We start from the raw sequence: 18,470 nt of genomic DNA, 5'->3' as shown, positions 1-18,470 counted from the left end.
CCCGCGGGGCCGCCCTCCGGGCGCGATCAGTCCACCAGGTCCCTCACCACCGCGTCCGCGAGGAGGCGGCCCCGCAGGGTGAGGGCCGCGCGGCCGGCGGCGTACGGCTCGGCGGCGAGGAGGCCGTCCGCCAGGGCCTTGCGGGCCGCGGCGAGGCCGGCGGGGCGCAGGAGGGCCAGCTCGACGCCCTCCCGGAGCCGCAGCTCCAGCAGCACCCGCTCCACCCGCCGGTCCTCCGCCGCGAGGACCTCGCGCCCGGCTCCCGGGGAGCGCCCCTCCGCCAGCGCCGCCGCGTACGCGCCCGGGTGCTTCACGTTCCACCACCGCACCCCGCCCACGTGGCTGTGCGCGCCCGGCCCCGCGCCCCACCAGTCGGCGCCGCGCCAGTACAGCTCGTTGTGCAGGCAGCGCCCGGCGTCGGTGGTGGCCCAGTTCGAGACCTCGTACCAGTCGTAGCCGGCCTCGGCGAAGACGGCGTCGGCTATCAGATACCGGTCCGCGTGCACGTCGTCGTCGGTCATCGGCACCTCGCCGCGCCGGATCCGCCGCGCCAGCTGCGTGCCCTCCTCCACGATCAGGGCGTAGGCGCTGACGTGGTCGGGACCGGCGCCGATCGCCGCGTCGAGCGAGGCCCGCCAGTCGTCGTCGGTCTCCCCGGGCGTGCCGTAGATCAGGTCCAGATTGACGTGCTCGAAGCCGGCCGCCCGCGCCTCCGCGACGCACGCCTCGGGGCGCCCGGGCGTGTGCGTGCGGTCCAGCACCTTCAGGACGTGCTGCCGCGCGCTCTGCATCCCGAAGGAGACGCGGTTGAACCCTCCCTCGCGCAGCTCGGCGAGATACGCCGGGTCCACCGACTCCGGGTTCGCCTCGGTCGTCACCTCGGCGTCGTCGGCGAGCCCGAACTCCTCCCGGACCGCCCCCAGCATCCGCACGAGATCGCCGGCGGCGAGCAGGGTCGGCGTCCCGCCGCCGACGAAGACGGTCCGCACCGGCCGGGGGTCGTTGCCGAGGACCTTGCGGGCGAGCCTGATCTCCTCGACGACCTGCTCGGCGTAGTTGTCCCGGGACGCGAGGACGCCTCCGGTGCCGCGCAGCTCGCTCGCGGTGTAGGTGTTGAAGTCGCAGTAGCCGCAGCGCGTCGCGCAGTACGGCACGTGCAGATAGAACCCGAGGGGCCGCTCGGCCGCCCCTTCCAGGGCGTGCGCGGGCAGCGCCCCGGTCTCGGGCATGGGCTCACCATCGGGCAGTACGGAAGGCATGAGCCCATTGTCCCGTACCGCCCGAGGTGAGCCGCCGGCCTGTGGATAACCCCGGCCCGGAGCCCTCAGGCCTCGCGCGACCCCGCGTACATGTCCTCGATCAGGTGCTTGTACGTGCGCTCCACGACGGGCCGCTTCATCTTCAGGCTCGGCGTGAGTTCGCCGTGCTCGACGTCGAGGTCGCGCGGCAGGAGGCGGAACTTCTTGATCGTCTGCCAGCGCTGGAGGCCCTCGTTGAGGCGGTCGATGTACCCCTGGACGAATTTCTCGGTCTCGGGGGCGGCCACGACCTCCGCGTACGTCTTGCCGCCGAGGCCCTGCTCGGCGGCCCAGCCGAGGATGGCGGGCTCGTCGAGGGCGATGAGCGCGCTGCAGTAGTTGCGGTCGGCGCCGAGGACCACGATGTTGGAGACGAAGGGGCAGACGGCCTTGAACTGGCCCTCGACCTCGGTCGGCGCGATGTACTTACCGCCCGACGTCTTGAAGAGGTCCTTCTTGCGGTCGGTGATCCGCAGATAGCCGTCGGCGGACAGCTCGCCGATGTCCCCGGTGTGGAACCAGCCGTCCGCCTCCAGGACCTCGGCCGTCTTCTCCGGCAGCCCGTGGTAGCCCTCCATGATGCCGGGGCCGCGCAGCAGGATCTCGCCGTCGTCGGCGATCCGGACCTCGCAGCCGGGCAGCGGCTTGCCGACGGTGCCGGTGCGGTAGGCCTCGCCGGGGTTGACGAAGCTGGCCGCGCTGGACTCGGTGAGGCCGTACCCCTCCAGGATGTGGATGCCGGCGCCGGAGAAGAAGTAGCCGATCTCGGGCGCCAGCGCGACCGAGCCGGAGACGGCGGCGCGCAGCCGGCCGCCGAACGCCTCGCGCAGCTTCTTGTAGACCAGCGCGTCGGCGATCTTGTGCTGGGCGGTGAGGCCGAAGGGGGCGGAGGCGGTGCCGGTGCGGCGGAAGTTGTCCTGGGTGACCTTGGCGTACTCGCGGGCGACGCCGGCCGCCCACTGGAAGATCTTGTACTTCGCGCCGCCGGCCTCGCGGGCCTTGGCGGCGACGCCGTTGTAGACCTTCTCGAAGATCCGGGGCACGGCGGCCATGTACGTCGGCTGGACGATCGGCAGGTTCACGATGATCTTGTCGATGCGGCCGTCGACGGCGGTGACGTGGCCGACCTCGATCTGGCCGGAGGTCAGCACCTTGCCGAAGACGTGCGCGAGCGGCAGCCAGAGGTACTGCACGTCGTCCTGGGTGACCAGTCCGGTGGAGGCGATCGCCTTGGCCATGTACGACCAGTTGTCGTGCGGGAGGCGGACGCCCTTGGGGCGGCCCGTGGTGCCCGAGGTGTAGATCAGGGTGGCGAGCTGGTCGGCGGTGATCGCCGCGACCCGCTCCTTGACCGCCTCGGCGTGCTTCTCCAGGTACGCCTTGCCGCGCGCCTCCAGGTCGGCGAGGGTCAGGACCCACTCGTCGGTCTCGACGCCCGTGGGGTCGATGACGACGACGTGGTGCAGGCCGGGCAGCTCGGCGCGGCGCTCGCGGGCCTTCGCGACCTGGGCCGCGTCCTCGGCGATGAGGACCTTGGACTCGGAGTCGGAGAGGATGAACGCCGACTCCTCGGCGTTGGTCTGGGGGTAGACCGTGGTGGTCGCGGCGCCCGCGCACATCACGCCGAGGTCGGCGAGGATCCACTCGACCCGGGTGGCGGAGGCCAGGGCGACCCGCTCCTCCGAGCGGACGCCGAGGTCGATGAGGCCCGCGGCGATGGCGTAGACCCGCTCGGCGGCCTGCTCCCAGCTGAGCGACTTCCAGTCGTCGGGGCCCTGCCCGGAGGCGGCCGGGACCGGGTAGCGATAGGCCTCCGCGTCGGGAGTCCGCGCCACGCGCTCAAGGAAGAGGGTCGCCACGGAGGGCGGCCGGTTCTCGATCTGGGTCAGTGTGTCGCTCACGACGTCCTCCGGGCGGCGGCGGTGCCTGCTGGTGGTGCGATCTGGCGGTGCGTAGCTAACTGGCGAGTAACCTTCGAGCCGGGTTCAGACTAGATGGCCGAAGTCCGGTGCGTAAGAGCCTGCGGGCCGCCGCTTCATACCCGGTTGATAACAGAACGAACGCCGTACCGACGCCGAACGGGCCCCCGCACGTACCGTGCGAGGACCCGTTCGATGTATCTGTCAGCTAATCGCCGGTCCGATCATCCGATCGCGGCGCGCGCCGGTCGGGACCGGGCGGGGGCGGCCGGCCGCCCCCGGCGGTCACTTCTTGCTCTTGCCGCCCGCGGAGTCGTCGCTCGACAGCACGGCGATGAAGGCCTCCTGCGGGACCTCCACCGAGCCGACCATCTTCATCCGCTTCTTGCCTTCCTTCTGCTTCTCCAGCAGCTTCCGCTTACGGGAGATGTCACCGCCGTAGCACTTGGCGAGGACGTCCTTGCGGATGGCGCGGATGGTCTCGCGGGCGATGACCCGGGATCCGATGGCCGCCTGGATGGGCACCTCGAACGCCTGGCGCGGGATCAGCTCGCGCAGCTTGGCGACCAGCCGCACGCCGTAGGCGTACGCCGCGTCCTTGTGGGTGACCGCCGAGAAGGCGTCCACCTTGTCGCCGTGCAGCAGGATGTCGACCTTGACCAGGCTGGAGGCCTGCTCGCCGGTGGGCTCGTAGTCGAGGGAGGCGTAACCGCGCGTCTTGGACTTCAGCTGGTCGAAGAAGTCGAAGACGATCTCGGCGAGGGGGAGGGTGTAGCGGATCTCCACCCGGTCCTCGGAGAGGTAGTCCATGCCGAGCAGGGTGCCGCGCCGGGTCTGGCACAGCTCCATGATCGCGCCGATGAACTCGCTGGGGGCGAGGATCGTGGCGCGTACGACGGGCTCGTACACGTCGCTGATCTTGCCTTCGGGGAACTCGCTCGGGTTGGTGACGGTGTGCTCGCTGCCGTCCTCCATGACCACGCGGTAGACCACGTTGGGGGCGGTGGCGATCAGGTCGAGGCCGAACTCGCGCTCCAGGCGCTCGCGGATCACGTCGAGGTGGAGCAGGCCGAGGAAGCCGACGCGGAAGCCGAAGCCGAGCGCGGCGGAGGTCTCCGGTTCGTAGACCAGCGCGGCATCGTTGAGCTGGAGCTTGTCGAGGGCCTCGCGGAGGTCCGGGTACTCCGAGCCGTCCAGCGGGTAGAGGCCCGAGAAGACCATGGGCTTCGGGTCCTTGTAGCCGCCGAGCGCTTCGGTGGCGCCCTTCGACAGGGAGGTGATCGTGTCACCCACCTTGGACTGGCGGACGTCCTTCACACCGGTGATGAGGTAGCCGACCTCGCCGACCCCGAGGCCGTCGGACGGTGTCATCTCCGGCGACGAGACGCCGATCTCCAGCAGCTCGTGGGTGGCGCCGGTCGACATCATCCTGATGCGCTCGCGCTTGTTGAGCTGTCCGTCGACGACACGGACGTACGTGACGACACCGCGGTACGAGTCGTAGACCGAGTCGAAGATCATCGCGCGGGCGGGGGCGTCGGCGACGCCGACCGGGGCCGGGACGTTCTCCACGACCCGGTCCAGGAGCGCCTCGACGCCCAGGCCCGTCTTGGCGGAGACCTTCAGCACGTCCTCGGGCTGGCAGCCGATGAGGTTGGCCAGCTCCTCGGAGAACTTCTCCGGCTGCGCCGCCGGCAGGTCGATCTTGTTCAGTACGGGGACGATGGTGAGGTCGTTCTCCATCGCCAGGTACAGGTTCGCGAGGGTCTGCGCCTCGATGCCCTGGGCCGCGTCCACCAGCAGGACCGTGCCCTCGCAGGCGGCGAGGGAGCGGGAGACCTCGTACGTGAAGTCGACGTGCCCGGGGGTGTCGATCATGTTGAGGATGTGGGTCCTGCCCTGCCCCGCGCCCTCGGTGGGCGCCCAGGGAAGACGGACCGCCTGGGACTTGATCGTGATGCCGCGCTCGCGCTCGATGTCCATCCGGTCGAGGTACTGGGCGCGCATCTGCCGTTGGTCGACGACACCGGTCAGCTGGAGCATCCGGTCGGCGAGGGTCGACTTGCCGTGGTCGATGTGCGCGATGATGCAGAAGTTGCGGATCAGCGCCGGGTCGGTACGGCTCGGCTCGGGCACGTGTGGAGGAGTCGCGGGCACGCAGGGTCTCGTCTCGGGGCGGTGTCGGATCGATACGTAGGCTCCATGGTCCCACGAGTGCGGTGCGGCGCTCGGTTTGGGCGGCGCCGAGGGCGCCTGATACCGTGGACAGCTGTGTCTCGTACGCCCTCTCAGCGACGGGGTCACACACTCAGAAACATCATCGAACCTGAAAAGGCTCTTTTCGTGGCGAACATCAAGTCCCAGATCAAGCGGAACAAGACGAACGAGAAGGCGCGCCTGCGCAACAAGGCCGTCAAGTCCTCGCTCAAGACCGCGATCCGCAAGGCCCGCGAGGCCGTCACCGCGGGTGACGTCGAGAAGGCCGTCGTGGCTTCTCGCGCCGCCGCCCGCGCGCTCGACAAGGCTGTCTCGAAGGGCGTCATCCACAAGAACGCCGCCGCCAACAAGAAGTCGGCGCTGGCCACCAAGGTTGCCGCTCTGCAGGGCTGAGCCCCTCTGATGTAGCGCCGGACGGGACTCAGCGGGCCCTCTCTCCCGCTCCCGACCGGCACCCCGGACTCGTGCGCGATACGCGTTCGCCACGCGTGCACGAGCCCACCCGTCTCACGCCGAAGGCCCCGCACCTCTCCTTCCCCAGGAGAGAGCGGGGCCTTCGCCGTACCGTCGCACGGGGGTGCGGTTTCAGCGTCGGAGGCGGGCGGGACGTGCCGGGGGTGCGGGGCGCCGCACCGGGCGGGACGTGCCGGGGGGGCGCCGCGCCCGGGCGGGACGCGTCGGGGTGCGGGTCCTAGCGTCGGAGGCGGGCCGCGCGGGCCACCGCGACGACCGCCTTCTCCAGGGCGTACTCCGGGTCGTCCCCGCCACCCTTCACTCCCGCGTCCGCCTCCGCCACCGCGCGCAGCGCCAGCGACACCCCGTCCGGCGTCCAGCCCCGCATCTGCTGGCGGACCCGGTCGATCTTCCACGGCGGCATGCCCAGCTCCCTGGCCAGGTCGGCGGGCCGGCCGCCGCGCGCCGAGGACAGCTTGCCGATCGCGCGGACGCCCTGGGCGAGGGCGCTGGTGATGAGGACCGCAGGGACGCCGGTGGAGAGCGACCAGCGCAGCGCTTCGAGCGCTTCCGCGGCCCGGCCCTCCACCGCCCGGTCGGCGACGTTGAACGAGGAGGCCTCCGCCCGGCCGGTGTAGTACCGCCCGACGACCTCCTCGTCGATCGTGCCCTCCACGTCCGCGGTGAGCTGCGAGACGGCCGAGGCCAGCTCCCGCAGGTCGCTGCCGATGGAGTCGACCAGCGCCTGGCACGCCTCGGGCGTGGCCGACCGCCCCAGCGAGCGGAACTCCTGCCGTACGAACGTCAGCCGCTCCGCCGGCTTCGTCGTCTTGGGGCAGGCCACCTCCCGGGCGCCCGCCTTGCGCGCCGCGTCGAGCAGCCCCTTGCCCTTGGCCCCGCCCGCGTGGAGCAGCACGATCGAGATCTCCTCGATCGGGTCGTCGAGGTAGGCCTTGACGTCCTTGATCGAGTCGGCGGAGAGGTCGTGGGCGTTGCGCACGACGAGGACCTTGCGCTCGGCGAAGAGCGAGGGGCTGGTCAGCTCCGCGAGCGTGCCGGGCTGGAGCTGGTCGCTGGTGAGGTCGCGGACGTCCGTGTCGGCGTCGGCGGCCCGGGCGGCCGCCACCACCTCCTGGACGGCGCGGTCGAGGAGCAGGTCCTCCTGACCCACGGCGAGCGTCACGGGGGCGAGGAGGTCGTCGGTCGAATTCTTCCTGGGTGCCATCGCGTCCCAGCATCCCACGGGCCACCGACACCCCCGCCCGGGCGCCGGGCGCCGTACCGGAGAATGGTCCGGTGAGCGAACGACACGTACTCGTCCTGCCCGACCGCGACGCCGCCGAGGAGGTCGCCGAGGAGCTGCCGGCCCGTTTCTCCGTCGCGGAGGAGCCTCAGCTCGTCAGGGACGCCCTGGCGGGTGAGGACGACGCGGAGGACGCCCAGTGGCTGGTCGTGGTGGAGGACCCGGAGAGCCGTCTGGACGCCTCGGCGCTCGACGCGCTGGCGGCGGAGTACGAAGGCTGGCTGGAAGCGCCGTAGGCGGTCGGGGCGGCCGGGGCCGGCGGGCCTCGGCCTCGGCCTAGGAGACGGTGACGGTGCCGGTCTCGTCGGCCGGGGCGGGCAGGTCGCGGGTGCGGGGCAGCGGCGACGGCAGCAGCCACAGGACGGCGAACACCGCTCCGGCAGTCGCGATCCACAGCGTGGGGCGCAGCCCGATCGCCGTGCCCAGGAAACCGCCGGCGAGCGCGCCGAGCGGCCGGAAGCCGTGGTTGAGGGTGCGGAACGCGCCCAGGACCCGCGCCCGGACGGCCTCGGGTATCAGCGCCATCTGGAAGGATCCGGCGGCGATGTCGACGACCATCACCCCCACGCAGGAGAGGAACTCGGCCCCGAAGAGCAGGGCCACGACCACGGCGGTGGGGCCTTCGGCGAGCGGGATCAGCAGCAGGGGCAGGGTGAAGCCGAGGAAGCCTCCCATGATCGAGGGCCCGATCCCGAACCGTCGTACGACCGTCCCGGCGCACGCGGCTCCGATCAGCCCTCCGACGGCGCCCGCGCCGAGCACCGCGCCGAGGACGCCCGCACTCAGGCCGAGTTCGGCCGTCACGTACAGCACGAACAGCGTGTGGAACATGTAGTTGAAGAACTGCACCGTCCCGGAGGCCGCGAACAGTGCCCGCATGGAGGGGTTCCGCACGACCCAGCGCAGCCCGGCGGTGAAGTGCCCTTTCCCGACCGGCGCGGGCGGGGGCTCGACGGGGTCGATCCTGGTGAGGTAGGCGGCCGAGAGCAGGAAGGTGAGGGCGTCGGCGAGCAGCGCGAAGGGCGCGGTCAGGATCTGCACCAGCACGCCGCCGGCACTGGGGCCCGCCAACCAGGCCGCCGAACGGGCACCGTTGACGAGCGAGTTGGCCTGGACGTAGCGCTCGGTGGGGACGAGGGCCGCGAAGAGCGTGACGTTGCAGGCCTCGAACAGCACGCTCAGTGCCCCCACCCCGAACGCGACGGCGTAGAGCTGCCCGAGCGTGAGGGCGCCGAGCAGGTGGGCGACGGGCAGTGTCACCAGGAGCGCCGCCCGGCCGAGATCGGCCGCGATCATGGCGCGCCGCCGTCGGGGCTGCCGGTCGGCCCAGGCGCCGAGCGGCAGGTTGAGCAGCAGCGCCGGCAGGAGTTCGGCCGCCTTGAGCCAGCCCATCTCGGCCGCGTCCGCGCCCAGGACGAGCACGGCGGCGAGCGGGATCGCGATCAGCGAGATCTGGTCACCGACGAGCGAGACCGTCTGCCCGGTCCAGTAACGCCGGAAGGACCGTTCGCGCAGCAGCACCGGTATGTGAGCGGCGGCTCCCATCCCTCACTCCTCGCCCTGGTCGGCACGCCCGCCGGGAGCGTCCTGCTCGCCGCGGTCGTCGCCGTGGCCGGCGGGCACGTCGTGGTCGGTCGTGTCTGCCGGGGGGATCTCGCGGTCGAGGAACGCGATCCGCAGCAGGCTGACGGGCCTCGCCCCTTCGGGCCGCAGGGACGCGTCGGCTCCGCGCTCCTCGTAGGGCCGCAACAGCTCCTCCACCCGTTCGCCGAACGCGGTCAGCTCGGCGGGCGTGAGGTAGAGGAGCGAGTCGCCGAGCTGCTCGGCCTCCCGCCACTCCTTCGGCGTGTTGCGGCGGTCCCCCATGGCCCGCAGGAACCGCCGGAAGTACTGCTCGGCGGCCGCCGTACTCAGCGCGTCGACAGCCTCGGCGACCGACGCGTCCTCGCTGTCCGCCGGCCAGTCCGTGTACCGCGCCGTCGCCCGCCACGGCTTCTCCCGCCCCCGCCCGCCCGGCGCCTCCTCCACCAGCCCGTACTTCGCGAGTATCCGCAGGTGGTACGAGCAGCTGGCCACCGATTCCCCGGTCAGCTCGGCGGCCCGGGTGGCGGTGAACGGCCCGCTCTGCCGGAGCAGGCCGACAAGCGTCATACGGGTCGGGTGGGCGTATGCCCTGAGGGCTCGGGGGTCCGTGAGACGGATGCTGCGGGGCTGTTCCGGCCCCTCTTCCTGCTTCTCCATGATGTAAAGCTAGCTTTAGAAAGACTCCTTTACAAGCATTCCTTTACATCGCACCCCCTCTCGGCAGGGCGTGCAGGCCGGCGCCCGCCCCCGCGACCGCGATCGCTCCGTCCCGGTCCGTCCTGAGTACCCTCGCTCCCCCGGCCCGCAGCGCGTCCACGGTCCGGGGCGAGGGGTGCCCGTACGGGTTGCCGCTCCCCGTCGACACCAGCGCGAGCCTCGGCCGGACGGCCCGTATCAGCCCGGGATCCTGGTGCGCCGAACCGTGGTGGGCAACCTTGAGCACGTCGACGCGAGGCAGGTCCGGCCGGGCTCGGGCCAGGCCGCGCTGAGCGGGCGGTTCGAGATCCCCCAGGAGGAGCAGGGTCAGGCCGCCCGCCGTCCGCACCAGCAGCGTGACGCTGGCGTCGTTCGGCCCGGACTCCTCCGCGCCCACCGCCCCCGGCGCGCTCCGGGGCCACAGCACCTGCCACTCCAACGGCCCGAGGCGCCGTCGCTCACCGGGCGTCGCCCGGACGAGCGGGATGCCCGCCGCGGCGGCCGTGCGGCGCACGGCGGCGGCCTGGCCCGGCGGCTCGTCGAGGCCCGTCGTCTGGATCGCCCCCACGGACCGGCCGCGCAACACGCCTGCCAGCCCGGCGACATGGTCGGCGTGGAAGTGCGTGAGCACGATCAGGGGGACCCGGCGGACTCCGAGGTCGCGCAGGCACCGGTCCACCAGCGCCGGGTCGGGCCCGGCGTCCACCACGACGGCCGTGTCGCCACCGGCCGCGAGAACGGTCGCATCCCCCTGCCCGACCTGGCACATCGCGAACGCCCAGTCCGGCGGCGGCCATCCGGTGACCAGCCGGGTCAGCGGCGCCGGCCGGACGACCGCCAGGAGCAGCAGGACGGCGCACCCGGCCCCGATTCCCCGGCGGTACGGCAGCTTCCGCGCCCCGAGCACCACCAGCGCGCCGACGGCGGCCAGGAACAGCCCTCCCCACCAGCCGCCCGGCCACTCCATCTCCGCGCCGGGCAGCGCCGCTCCCGCGCGGGCCACGGTCGCGACCCACTCGGCGGGCCAGGCCGCCACCCGCGCGACCAGCTCCGCGACCGACGGGGAGAGGGGGGCCAGCGCGAGCACGGCGAAGCCGAGCACCGTCGCGGGCGCCACCGCCGGCTCCGCGAGGAGGTTGGCGGGGATGGCGACCAGGCTCACCCGGGCGGCGAAGACCGCCACCACGGGCGCGCAGACCGCCTGGGCCGCCAGGGCCGCGGCCAGTGCCTCCGCGAGGCGGCCCGGGACCCCGCGCCGCCGCAGCGCCTCGCTCCAGCGCGGGGCGAGGGTCAGCAACGCCCCGGTGGCGAGCACGGAGAGCAGGAAGCCGTAACTCCGCCCCAGCCACGGGTCGTACAGCACCAGCAGCAGGACCGCCGCGGCGAGCGCCGGAAGGAGTGATCTGCGCCGGCCGGTGCCGATGGCCAGCAGCGCGACCAGGCCACAGGCCGCCGCCCGGAGCACGCTCGGTTCGGGCCGGCAGACGATGACGAAGGCCAGGGTGAGGCCCCCGCCGAGCAGCGCCGTGGCACGCAGCGGGATGCCGATCCGGGGCGCGAGCCCCCCGCGCTCCGCGCGCAGCGCGCTGCCCGGGCGGCCGATCAGGAGCAGCAGGACGATGGTCAGGTTGGATCCGGAGACCGCCAGGAGGTGAGTGAGGTCCGTGGCCTGGAAGGCGTCGCTGAGCTCGGGCTCGATCCGCGAGGTGTCCCCGACGACCAGGCCCGGGAGCAGCGCCCGGGCGTCCGGCCCGAGGCCCTCGGTCGCCCGTCGCAGACCGGCACGCAGCTTCCCCGCCGTCCGCTGCGGGGCGCTCGGCCGGCCGGTGACCCGCGGTGGGCCCGCCGCGTCGATCCGCAGCACCGCCGTCATCGGCTCCCCCGGACGGGCGGGCGGGGCGAGACGTCCCTCGGCCCGCAGCCGGGTGGAGGGCAGCAGTCGCAGCCACCGCTCCCGGCCCTCCCCCGCCGGGACGATGACGAGCACCGGCGTCCTGGTCCGGTGCGCCGCCCGGTCGGCTGTCTCGATCCGGGTCACCTCCGCGGGCAGGACGACGGAGAGAGGAGCCGCGTGGTCGCCCCGGACCCGGGGCCGGGTGAGACGCGGATCGGCGGTGACCGTCAACTCGGCGCTCACCCGGGCGTACTCACTCGCGAGAGCCGGCACCGGTCCCCGGGTCAGATCCGCCGCGTGCAGCCCTCCGGACGCGGCTCCGGCCGCCGCGCAGAGCAGCGCCGCCGCCCCCGCCGTGGCCCTGAGCCGCCACGCCCCTTCGCGCCGCCCCCGCCGTCCCGTACCGGTCCACAGCAGCGCCACCGCCCCGGCGACACAGGTCAGCGCTCCGGCGAGCGCCCACCACCCGGGGGCACCGACGGCGAGCGCGGCCGCCCCCCAGGCCGCCAACGCCGGTGGTACCAGCCGCAGATCGGCCGGCCCTTCGTCATGGGGAAAGCGCCGGTCAGGGGTCCTGTCGGAGACCACCCCTCCGTGAGTGCCCTGAGTGCCCGGAGGGTCCGGGGCGCGCAGGCCGGCCGGGCCCGCTGCCTCCCCTTGCCGGTTCACGGCCGGACCAGAGGTTCGAGGTCGGCGAACCGGCGGTCGCCGATGCCGTTGACCTCGCGCAGCTCGGCGACCGAGCGGAACCCGCCGTGTTCCGCGCGGTGGTCGATGATGTGCTGCGCCAGCACCGGACCGACGCCGGGCAGGGTGTCGAGCTGTTCCACGGTCGCCGTGTTGAGGCTCAGGGGCATCGCCCGCGTCCCCGCCGCCCCGCCACCGCCCGCGCCCGTGCCCCCGTACGCGGCCGAACCCCCAGGGGCGGCGGGGCCCGGGGGCGCCGGGAGGCCGACGACGACCTGCTCGCCGTCCATGAGGACCCGGGCCCGGTTGAGGCCGGTGACGTCCGTCCCCGGCCGGACTCCGCCGGCCGCCCGCAGGGCGTCCGCCACCCTCGATCCGCCCGGCAGGGTCAGGACCCCGGGGCGCAGCACCTTGCCGCTGACGTCGACCACGACCTCCGTCGGGGGCGACCCCGACGTCGGCGGCGGCGCTGTGCCCAGGGAAGACTCCCGGGAAGACGCCCCGCTCTCGGGCGGCGGCACGGCCCGCACGATCTCCGGGGCGCGAACCGCCTCGGGCCGCCCCGCCCAGAAGTACCGTCCGGCGAACCCCGCGGCCACCACCAGCACCACCGCCAGGGCGGCCAGCGTCCTCGGTTCGAGGCCGCACCTCGCCTGCACCCACAACGGCAGCCGCTCCCGGCACGCGAGCCCCAGCCGCGCCCACCGCCCCGCCCCGGCCCGCTCCCGTACCGGCTCGACCGGCTCGACCGGCTCGACCGGCTCCACCGGCTCCACCGGCTCCACCGGCGCGACGGGCGCGACCGGCTGGACGGGAGGCGGGGCGTCGGCAGGCGGGAAGAGGGCGTCGCCCCGGTCCCGCACGGCCGAGCCGGCCGCCGCGAGCGCGTGCCTCCGGCGAGCCCGCCGGGTTCGCCCGGGAGCAGAGCCGCGCCCGCCGCCCCGGTCCCGGCCGTCCGACCCGGGCGCCCTCCCGGGACCGCTGGTCGCGCCGGGCCTCCTCACCCGTGTCCCGCCCGCGGGCACGGAAGGCGGCGCCCCCGGCGCCACCGCCGCTGTCGCTGCCGCCGGCCTGGCCCCAGGAGTCGAGGACCGAGCGGACGCGGAGACCGGCGTGGAGGCGGCGGACGCGGCCGACACATCGGTCGCCGAAGCCGTCGCCGCTGCGGAAGGTGAGTCGAGAGATGTGCGAAGAGCCATGCACGAGACGGTAGGGACGTCGCGGTCCCCGTGCCGCGATGCCCCGAATCCGGTGCACAGCACCCCAGTTGTGGATAACTCAGCCACTCACACGAGTGAACGGGGACGGGCCATCAAGGACGGGCGGGCGGCGCCGGGGATCAGCGGCGCCGCGTCAGCGGGGCGACACCACCACAGCGAGAAGCCCCGGCCCGGTGTGGGCGCCGATCACCGCACCCACCTCGCTGACCTGGAGATCCTCCACGCCCGACAGCCGCTCACGCAGCCGGTCGGCCAGGACGGCGGCCCGCTCGGGGGCGGCGAGATGGTGGACGGCGACATCCACCGGTCCGTTCGCGGCCCGATCCACGGCGATCTCCTCCAGCCGGGCGATGGCCTTGGACGCCGTGCGCACCTTCTCGCGCAGCTCGATGCGCCCGCCGTCGAGTTCGAGGAGCGGTTTCACGGCGAGCGCGGAGCCGAGCAGCGCCTGGGCGGCGCCGATGCGCCCTCCCCGGCGGAGGTACTCCAGGGTGTCGACGTAGAAGAAGGCGGAGGTGCCGGCGGCCCGTTTCTCGGCGGCCGCGACGGCCTCGTCGAGCGAGCCGCCCGCCTCCGCGACCTCGGCCGCCGCCAGCGCGCAGAAGCCGAGCGCCATCCCCACCATGCGGGTGTCCACGACCCGTACGGGCACGGGGGCGTCCCTGGCCGCCAGCACGGCGGCGTCGTACGTCCCGGAGAACTCGCCGGAGAGGTGGAGCGAGACGATGCTCCGCGCGCCGGAGTCGGCCAGCGAGCGGTAGGTGGCCGCGAAGACCTCGGGGCTGGGCCGCGAGGTGGTCACCGACCGTCGTTTCTGGAGGGCCTGAGCCAGGGAGCGCGCCGAGATCTCGGTGCCCTCCTCAAGGGCCCGGTCACCGATGACGACCGTCAGCGGGACCGCTGTGATGCCGTGCCGCTCCATCGTCTGGGGTGGCAGGTAGGCCGTGGAATCGGTGACGATCGCGACATGCCGGGACATGAGCGGGAGGTTACCCGCCATGAGCGCCCCTAGGCAGCCCGGCCCCGGTCGTCGTCCGTCCGCGTCGCCGCGCCACGGGCCCCGGCATCGCCCCGCCGCGACCGCCTGCGCCGCCCCGCCGCAGGCCTCCGCGCTCCTGCCGCCACGTCAGGCCCCGTCAACTCCAGGCGCCGCCAGGGTCGTTCCCCCGGGACGCCGCAGGTCAGGTGGTGGTCTCCGGGCGGGCGGACTTCTCCCACGGATGGCCCGCCTGCCGGGGATCGCGCGCCGTGATCGCGGGCGGCGGCTGCTGCCCCCGCTCCCGGCCGGCGGCGCCGGCCGTCCCGGACCCGCCGGGTGCCGCGCTGCCGTGCTCCGCTTCGGCTTCCGCGGGCCACACCTGTTCCCGCTCGGCCTCCGGCCCGGCCGTCCCCGCCTCGGGCCACGAGAAGTCGGCAGCGTCGCGGCCCTGGCCGTGCGTCCCGGCACCCGCGCCCGTCCCCGCGTCCGCGCCCGCATCCGGGCCCGCCCAGTGGCGCAGCGCCCCGGCCTCGAGGTCGATCTGCGCGCTGAGCGAGGACAGGTCGTCCTCGGCGAACTTCTGTGCCCGGTCCCGGGCCGCCCAGCGCAGCGAGTCCGCGGACCGCGTGATCTGTTCCGTGCGCTCGCGCAGCTCGGTGAGCTGTCCGGCCACCCTCACCCGGTCCGGCTCCCGCTCCAGGCGCTTGAGCTCGCCGTCCAGCTCCTGCCCGTGGGCGCTGAGCCGGTGGAAGAGGTCGAGCGTCTCCTTCAGCGAGGCGTCCTCGGCGACACCTGCCCGCAGCGCCTCCTGCGTGGCGCGCATCGAGGTGCGCAGCGACAGCCGCAGCTGGGCCAGCTCACCGGCGACGCCGACCTGGCCGAAGCTCTTGGCGCGCAGCGTCGTGTCCTCGACCGTGCGCCGGGCCTGCGTGATCGTCCGGTCGACGCCGCGCTTGGCGGCCTTCACGACCTTCACGGTGGCGTACACCCCCAGCGCCACGAAGGCGAAGAAGAGCAGCGCCATGATCACAATCGCGGCTTCCATGGGCGCCCCTCCGGCGGTGGTCGAGTCCTCGGCTGTCGAGTTCCCTCGACTGTCGTTCCTCCACGGTAAACGGAAGGGGCAGGCCGAGGGTTCCATCGGAACCCCCAACCTGCCCGTAGGGGATGCCCCCCATGCCTCGCGGCCGACCGCGGACAGCGGTGACCGGGTCAGCCGGCCACGATGTTGACCAGCTTCGGGGCCCGCACGATGACCTTGCGGATCTGCGCCCCGCCCAGCGCGGCGACGACGTGCGCGTCGCCCAGCGCCAGCGCCTCCAGCTCGGCGTCGGTGATCGACGGCGAGACCTCCAGACGCGCCTTGACCTTGCCCTTGATCTGGACGACGCAGGTCACCGTCTCGTCCACGACGTAGGCCGGGTCGGCGACCGGGAAGTCCTGGTGGACGACCGAGTCGGTGTGGCCCAGCCGGCGCCACAGCTCCTCGGCGATGTGCGGGGCCAGCGGGGCGACCAGCAGCACCAGCTGCTCGGCGACCGTGCGGGAGACCGCGCCGCCCGCCTTCGTCAGGTGGTTGTTCAGTTCGGTGACCTTGGCGATGGCGGTGTTGAAGCGCATGCCCGCCATGTCCTGCGAGACGCCGTCGATGGCCTTGTGCAGGGCGCGCAGCGTGTCCTCGTCGGGCGCGCTGTCCACGACGGTGACCTCGCCGGTCGACTCGTCGACGATGTTGCGCCACAGCCGCTGCAGCAGCCGGTACTGGCCGACCACCGCGCGCGTGTCCCAGGGGCGGGAGACGTCCAGCGGGCCCATCGCCATCTCGTACAGGCGCAGGGTGTCGGCGCCGTACTCGGCGCAGATCTCGTCCGGGGTGACGGCGTTCTTCAGGGACTTGCCCATCTTGCCCAGGACGCGGGAGACCTTCTCGCCGTGGTACCAGAAGCCGCCGTCACGCTCCTCGACCTCGGCCGCCGGGACGGCGATCCCGCGCGCGTCGCGGTAGACGAAGGCCTGGATCATGCCCTGGTTGTACAGCTTGTGGAACGGCTCCGCGGAGGAGATGTGCCCCAGGTCGAACAGCACCTTGGACCAGAACCGCGCGTACAGCAGGTGCAGTACGGCGTGCTCGGCGCCGCCGACGTACAGGTCGACGCCGCCGGTCGGCATGGACTCGCGCGGGCCCATCCAGTACTGCTCGATGGCCGGGTCGACCAGCTTCTCGGAGTTGTTCGGGTCCAGGTAGCGCAGCTCGTACCAGCAGGAACCGGCCCAGTTGGGCATGGTGTTGGTCTCGCGGCGGTACTTCTTCGGGCCGTCGCCCAGGTCCAGGGTGACGTAGACCCAGTCCTCGTTGCGCGACAGCGGCGTCTCGGGCTGGGTGTCGGCGTCGTCCGGGTCGAAGGTGCGCGGGGAGTAGTCCTCGACCTCCGGCAGCTCCAGCGGCAGCATCGACTCGGGCAGCGAGTGCGCGACGCCGTCCTCGTCGTAGACGATCGGGAAGGGCTCGCCCCAGTAGCGCTGGCGGCTGAACAGCCAGTCCCGCAGACGGAAGTTGACGGTGCCCTCGCCGATGCCGCGGTCGGCCAGCCAGGCGGTGATCCTCTCCTTGGCGTCGGCGACGCCCAGGCCGTCCAGGGAGACGTCCGCGCCGGCCGAGTTCACCAGCTTCGCCTCGTACGAGGAGAAGGCGTCGTCCCAGGTGGAGGGGTCGGTGCCGCGGTCGTCCGACGGCTCGACGACGCAGCGCATCGGCAGCTCGAAGGCGCGCGCGAAGGCGAAGTCCCGGGAGTCGTGCGCGGGGACGGCCATGATCGCGCCGGTGCCGTAGCCCATCAGGACGTAGTCGGCGATGAAGACGGGGACCTTCTCGCCGCTGACCGGGTTGACGGCGTACGCGCCGGTGAAGACGCCGGTCTTGTCCTTGGCCTCGGCCTGGCGTTCGACGTCGGACTTGGAGGCGGCCTGCTTGCGGTAGGCGTCGACGGCCTCGGCGGGGGTGGCGTGGCCGCCGGTCCACACGTCGTGGGTGCCCTCGGGCCAGGCGGCCGGGACGATCTTCTCGACCAGGTCGTGCTCGGGGGCCAGGACCATGTAGGTGGCGCCGAACAGGGTGTCCTGGCGGGTGGTGAAGACGGTGATGGCGCCGGCGTCACCGACCGGGAAGTCGACGCGGGCGCCCTCGGAGCGGCCGATCCAGTTCCGCTGCTGCAGCTTGATGGCCTCGGGCCAGTCCAGGGCGTCCAGGTCGTCCAGCAGGCGGTCCGCGTAGGCGGTGATGCGCATGTTCCACTGGCGCAGCTTGGCCTTGAAGACGGGGAAGTTGCCGCGCTCGGAGCGGCCGTCGGCGGTGACCTCCTCGTTGGCCAGGACGGTGCCCAGGCCGGGGCACCAGTTGACGGGCGCGTCGGAGGCGTACGCCAGGCGGTACTCGCCCAGGACGTCGGAGCGCTCGGCGGCGCTCAGCTCGCTCCACGCGCGCGTGGAGCCGGCGGTCTCGCGGGCGCCGGGGACCTCACGCGTGCCGTTCTCGAACTGCTCGATCAGCTCGGCGATCGGGCGGGCCTTCCCGGCCTCCCGGTCGTACCAGGAGTTGAAGATCTGCAGGAAGATCCACTGCGTCCACTTGTAGTACTCGGGGTCGATCGTGGCGAACGACCGGCGCTTGTCGTGGCCCAGGCCCAGCCGGCGCAGCTGGACCTTCATGTTCTCCATGTTGGCCTCGGTGGACACGCGCGGGTGCGTGCCGGTCTGCACGGCGTACTGCTCCGCCGGCAGGCCGAAGGCGTCGAAGCCCAGGGTGTGCAGCACGTTGTGGCCGGTCATGCGCTGGTGGCGGGCGAAGACATCGGTGGCGATGTAGCCCAGCGGGTGGCCGACGTGCAGGCCCGCACCCGAGGGGTACGGGAACATGTCCATGATGAACTTCTTGGGGCGGGCGGCGACCTCAGGGTCGCCCGCCAGGTCGCCGGTGGGGTTCGGCGCCTCGTAGGTGCCCTCGGCGTCCCAGAAGTCCTGCCAGCGTGCCTCGATGTCGGCGGCCATGACCGCCGTATAACGATGCGGGGCCGCCGTCTCGGCAGCCGAATTCATCTCGCTCATGATCCTTGAAGCTCCATCGATCGTCTCTGCCGACTGCCGCGCAATGGCGCGAAATGAAAAAGCCCCTCGCACAGGAGGGGACGCCGCGCCGATTCCGACCGGATCTTTCATCCGTCGGG

The 18,470-nt window shown here is 73.0% G+C and carries 13 protein-coding genes; 2 read left to right on the top strand and 11 right to left on the bottom strand.

Annotated elements, in window-relative coordinates; translation table 11 throughout:
• Nucleotides 1–26: 26 nt before the first annotated feature.
• From hemW to lepA, 3 genes are all read right to left on the bottom strand, one after another.
• Nucleotides 27–1,259 carry a radical SAM family heme chaperone HemW gene (gene hemW, locus ACZ6RC_RS02010; RefSeq protein WP_453614610.1) on the bottom strand — a complete coding sequence of 411 codons (1,233 nt, stop codon included), beginning with the start codon at nucleotides 1,257–1,259 and terminating at the stop codon, nucleotides 27–29.
• A 65-nt stretch (nucleotides 1,260–1,324) separates the two neighbouring features.
• A complete protein-coding gene (locus ACZ6RC_RS02005; RefSeq protein ID WP_469578692.1) occupies nucleotides 1,325–3,199 on the bottom strand; it encodes an AMP-dependent synthetase/ligase in 1,875 nt (624 codons plus the stop codon).
• A 303-nt stretch (nucleotides 3,200–3,502) separates the two neighbouring features.
• Nucleotides 3,503–5,374, bottom strand: a complete 1,872-nt coding sequence (gene lepA, locus ACZ6RC_RS02000; protein ID WP_391142550.1) for a translation elongation factor 4 — start codon at nucleotides 5,372–5,374, stop codon at nucleotides 3,503–3,505.
• 186 nt (nucleotides 5,375–5,560) lie between these two features.
• On the opposite strand from lepA, the gene rpsT reads away from it, so the two are divergent.
• On the top strand, nucleotides 5,561–5,827 hold the full coding sequence (rpsT, locus tag ACZ6RC_RS01995; protein ID WP_391142553.1) for a 30S ribosomal protein S20: 267 nt from the start codon (nucleotides 5,561–5,563) through the stop codon (nucleotides 5,825–5,827).
• 298 nt (nucleotides 5,828–6,125) lie between these two features.
• On the opposite strand, the gene holA is transcribed toward rpsT, so the two are convergent.
• Nucleotides 6,126–7,112: a DNA polymerase III subunit delta gene (holA, locus tag ACZ6RC_RS01990; RefSeq protein ID WP_469578690.1), complete on the bottom strand. Its 987-nt coding sequence runs from the start codon at nucleotides 7,110–7,112 to the stop codon at nucleotides 6,126–6,128.
• A 71-nt stretch (nucleotides 7,113–7,183) separates the two neighbouring features.
• Between holA and ACZ6RC_RS01985 the strand changes: the two genes are divergently transcribed.
• Entirely contained in the window at nucleotides 7,184–7,426 is a 243-nt protein-coding gene (locus tag ACZ6RC_RS01985; protein WP_391142557.1) for a hypothetical protein, read from the top strand.
• Nucleotides 7,427–7,466: 40 nt separating this feature from the next.
• On the opposite strand, the gene ACZ6RC_RS01980 is transcribed toward ACZ6RC_RS01985, so the two are convergent.
• The 7 genes from ACZ6RC_RS01980 to leuS form a co-directional block, all read right to left on the bottom strand.
• A complete protein-coding gene (locus tag ACZ6RC_RS01980; RefSeq protein ID WP_391142559.1) occupies nucleotides 7,467–8,735 on the bottom strand; it encodes an MFS transporter in 1,269 nt (422 codons plus the stop codon).
• Nucleotides 8,736–8,738: 3 nt separating this feature from the next.
• Nucleotides 8,739–9,431 (bottom strand): helix-turn-helix domain-containing protein, encoded by a 693-nt coding sequence (locus ACZ6RC_RS01975; RefSeq protein WP_391142561.1) that lies wholly within the window; start codon nucleotides 9,429–9,431, stop codon nucleotides 8,739–8,741.
• A gap of 43 nt (nucleotides 9,432–9,474) precedes the next feature.
• The gene (locus ACZ6RC_RS01970; protein WP_469579405.1) at nucleotides 9,475–11,997 is read right to left on the bottom strand and encodes a ComEC/Rec2 family competence protein; all 2,523 of its coding nucleotides are present in this window, start codon (nucleotides 11,995–11,997) and stop codon (nucleotides 9,475–9,477) included.
• Between the two features lie 32 nt (nucleotides 11,998–12,029).
• Complete coding sequence (locus ACZ6RC_RS01965; RefSeq protein ID WP_469578688.1) at nucleotides 12,030–12,914, bottom strand: ComEA family DNA-binding protein; 885 nt, start codon at nucleotides 12,912–12,914, stop codon at nucleotides 12,030–12,032.
• A gap of 490 nt (nucleotides 12,915–13,404) precedes the next feature.
• On the bottom strand, nucleotides 13,405–14,250 hold the full coding sequence (locus ACZ6RC_RS01960) for a DegV family protein (protein ID WP_469578686.1): 846 nt from the start codon (nucleotides 14,248–14,250) through the stop codon (nucleotides 13,405–13,407).
• A gap of 202 nt (nucleotides 14,251–14,452) precedes the next feature.
• Nucleotides 14,453–15,295, bottom strand: coding sequence for a hypothetical protein (locus tag ACZ6RC_RS01955; RefSeq protein ID WP_469578684.1), 843 nt, complete (start codon nucleotides 15,293–15,295; stop codon nucleotides 14,453–14,455).
• A 167-nt stretch (nucleotides 15,296–15,462) separates the two neighbouring features.
• Nucleotides 15,463–18,351: a leucine--tRNA ligase gene (gene leuS / locus ACZ6RC_RS01950; protein ID WP_469578682.1), complete on the bottom strand. Its 2,889-nt coding sequence runs from the start codon at nucleotides 18,349–18,351 to the stop codon at nucleotides 15,463–15,465.
• Nucleotides 18,352–18,470: the final 119 nt, after the last annotated feature.

The sequence above is a fragment of the Streptomyces sp. NPDC048353 genome (genome assembly GCF_055587165.1).
This window is presented reverse-complemented; position numbering and strand designations above follow the sequence as displayed.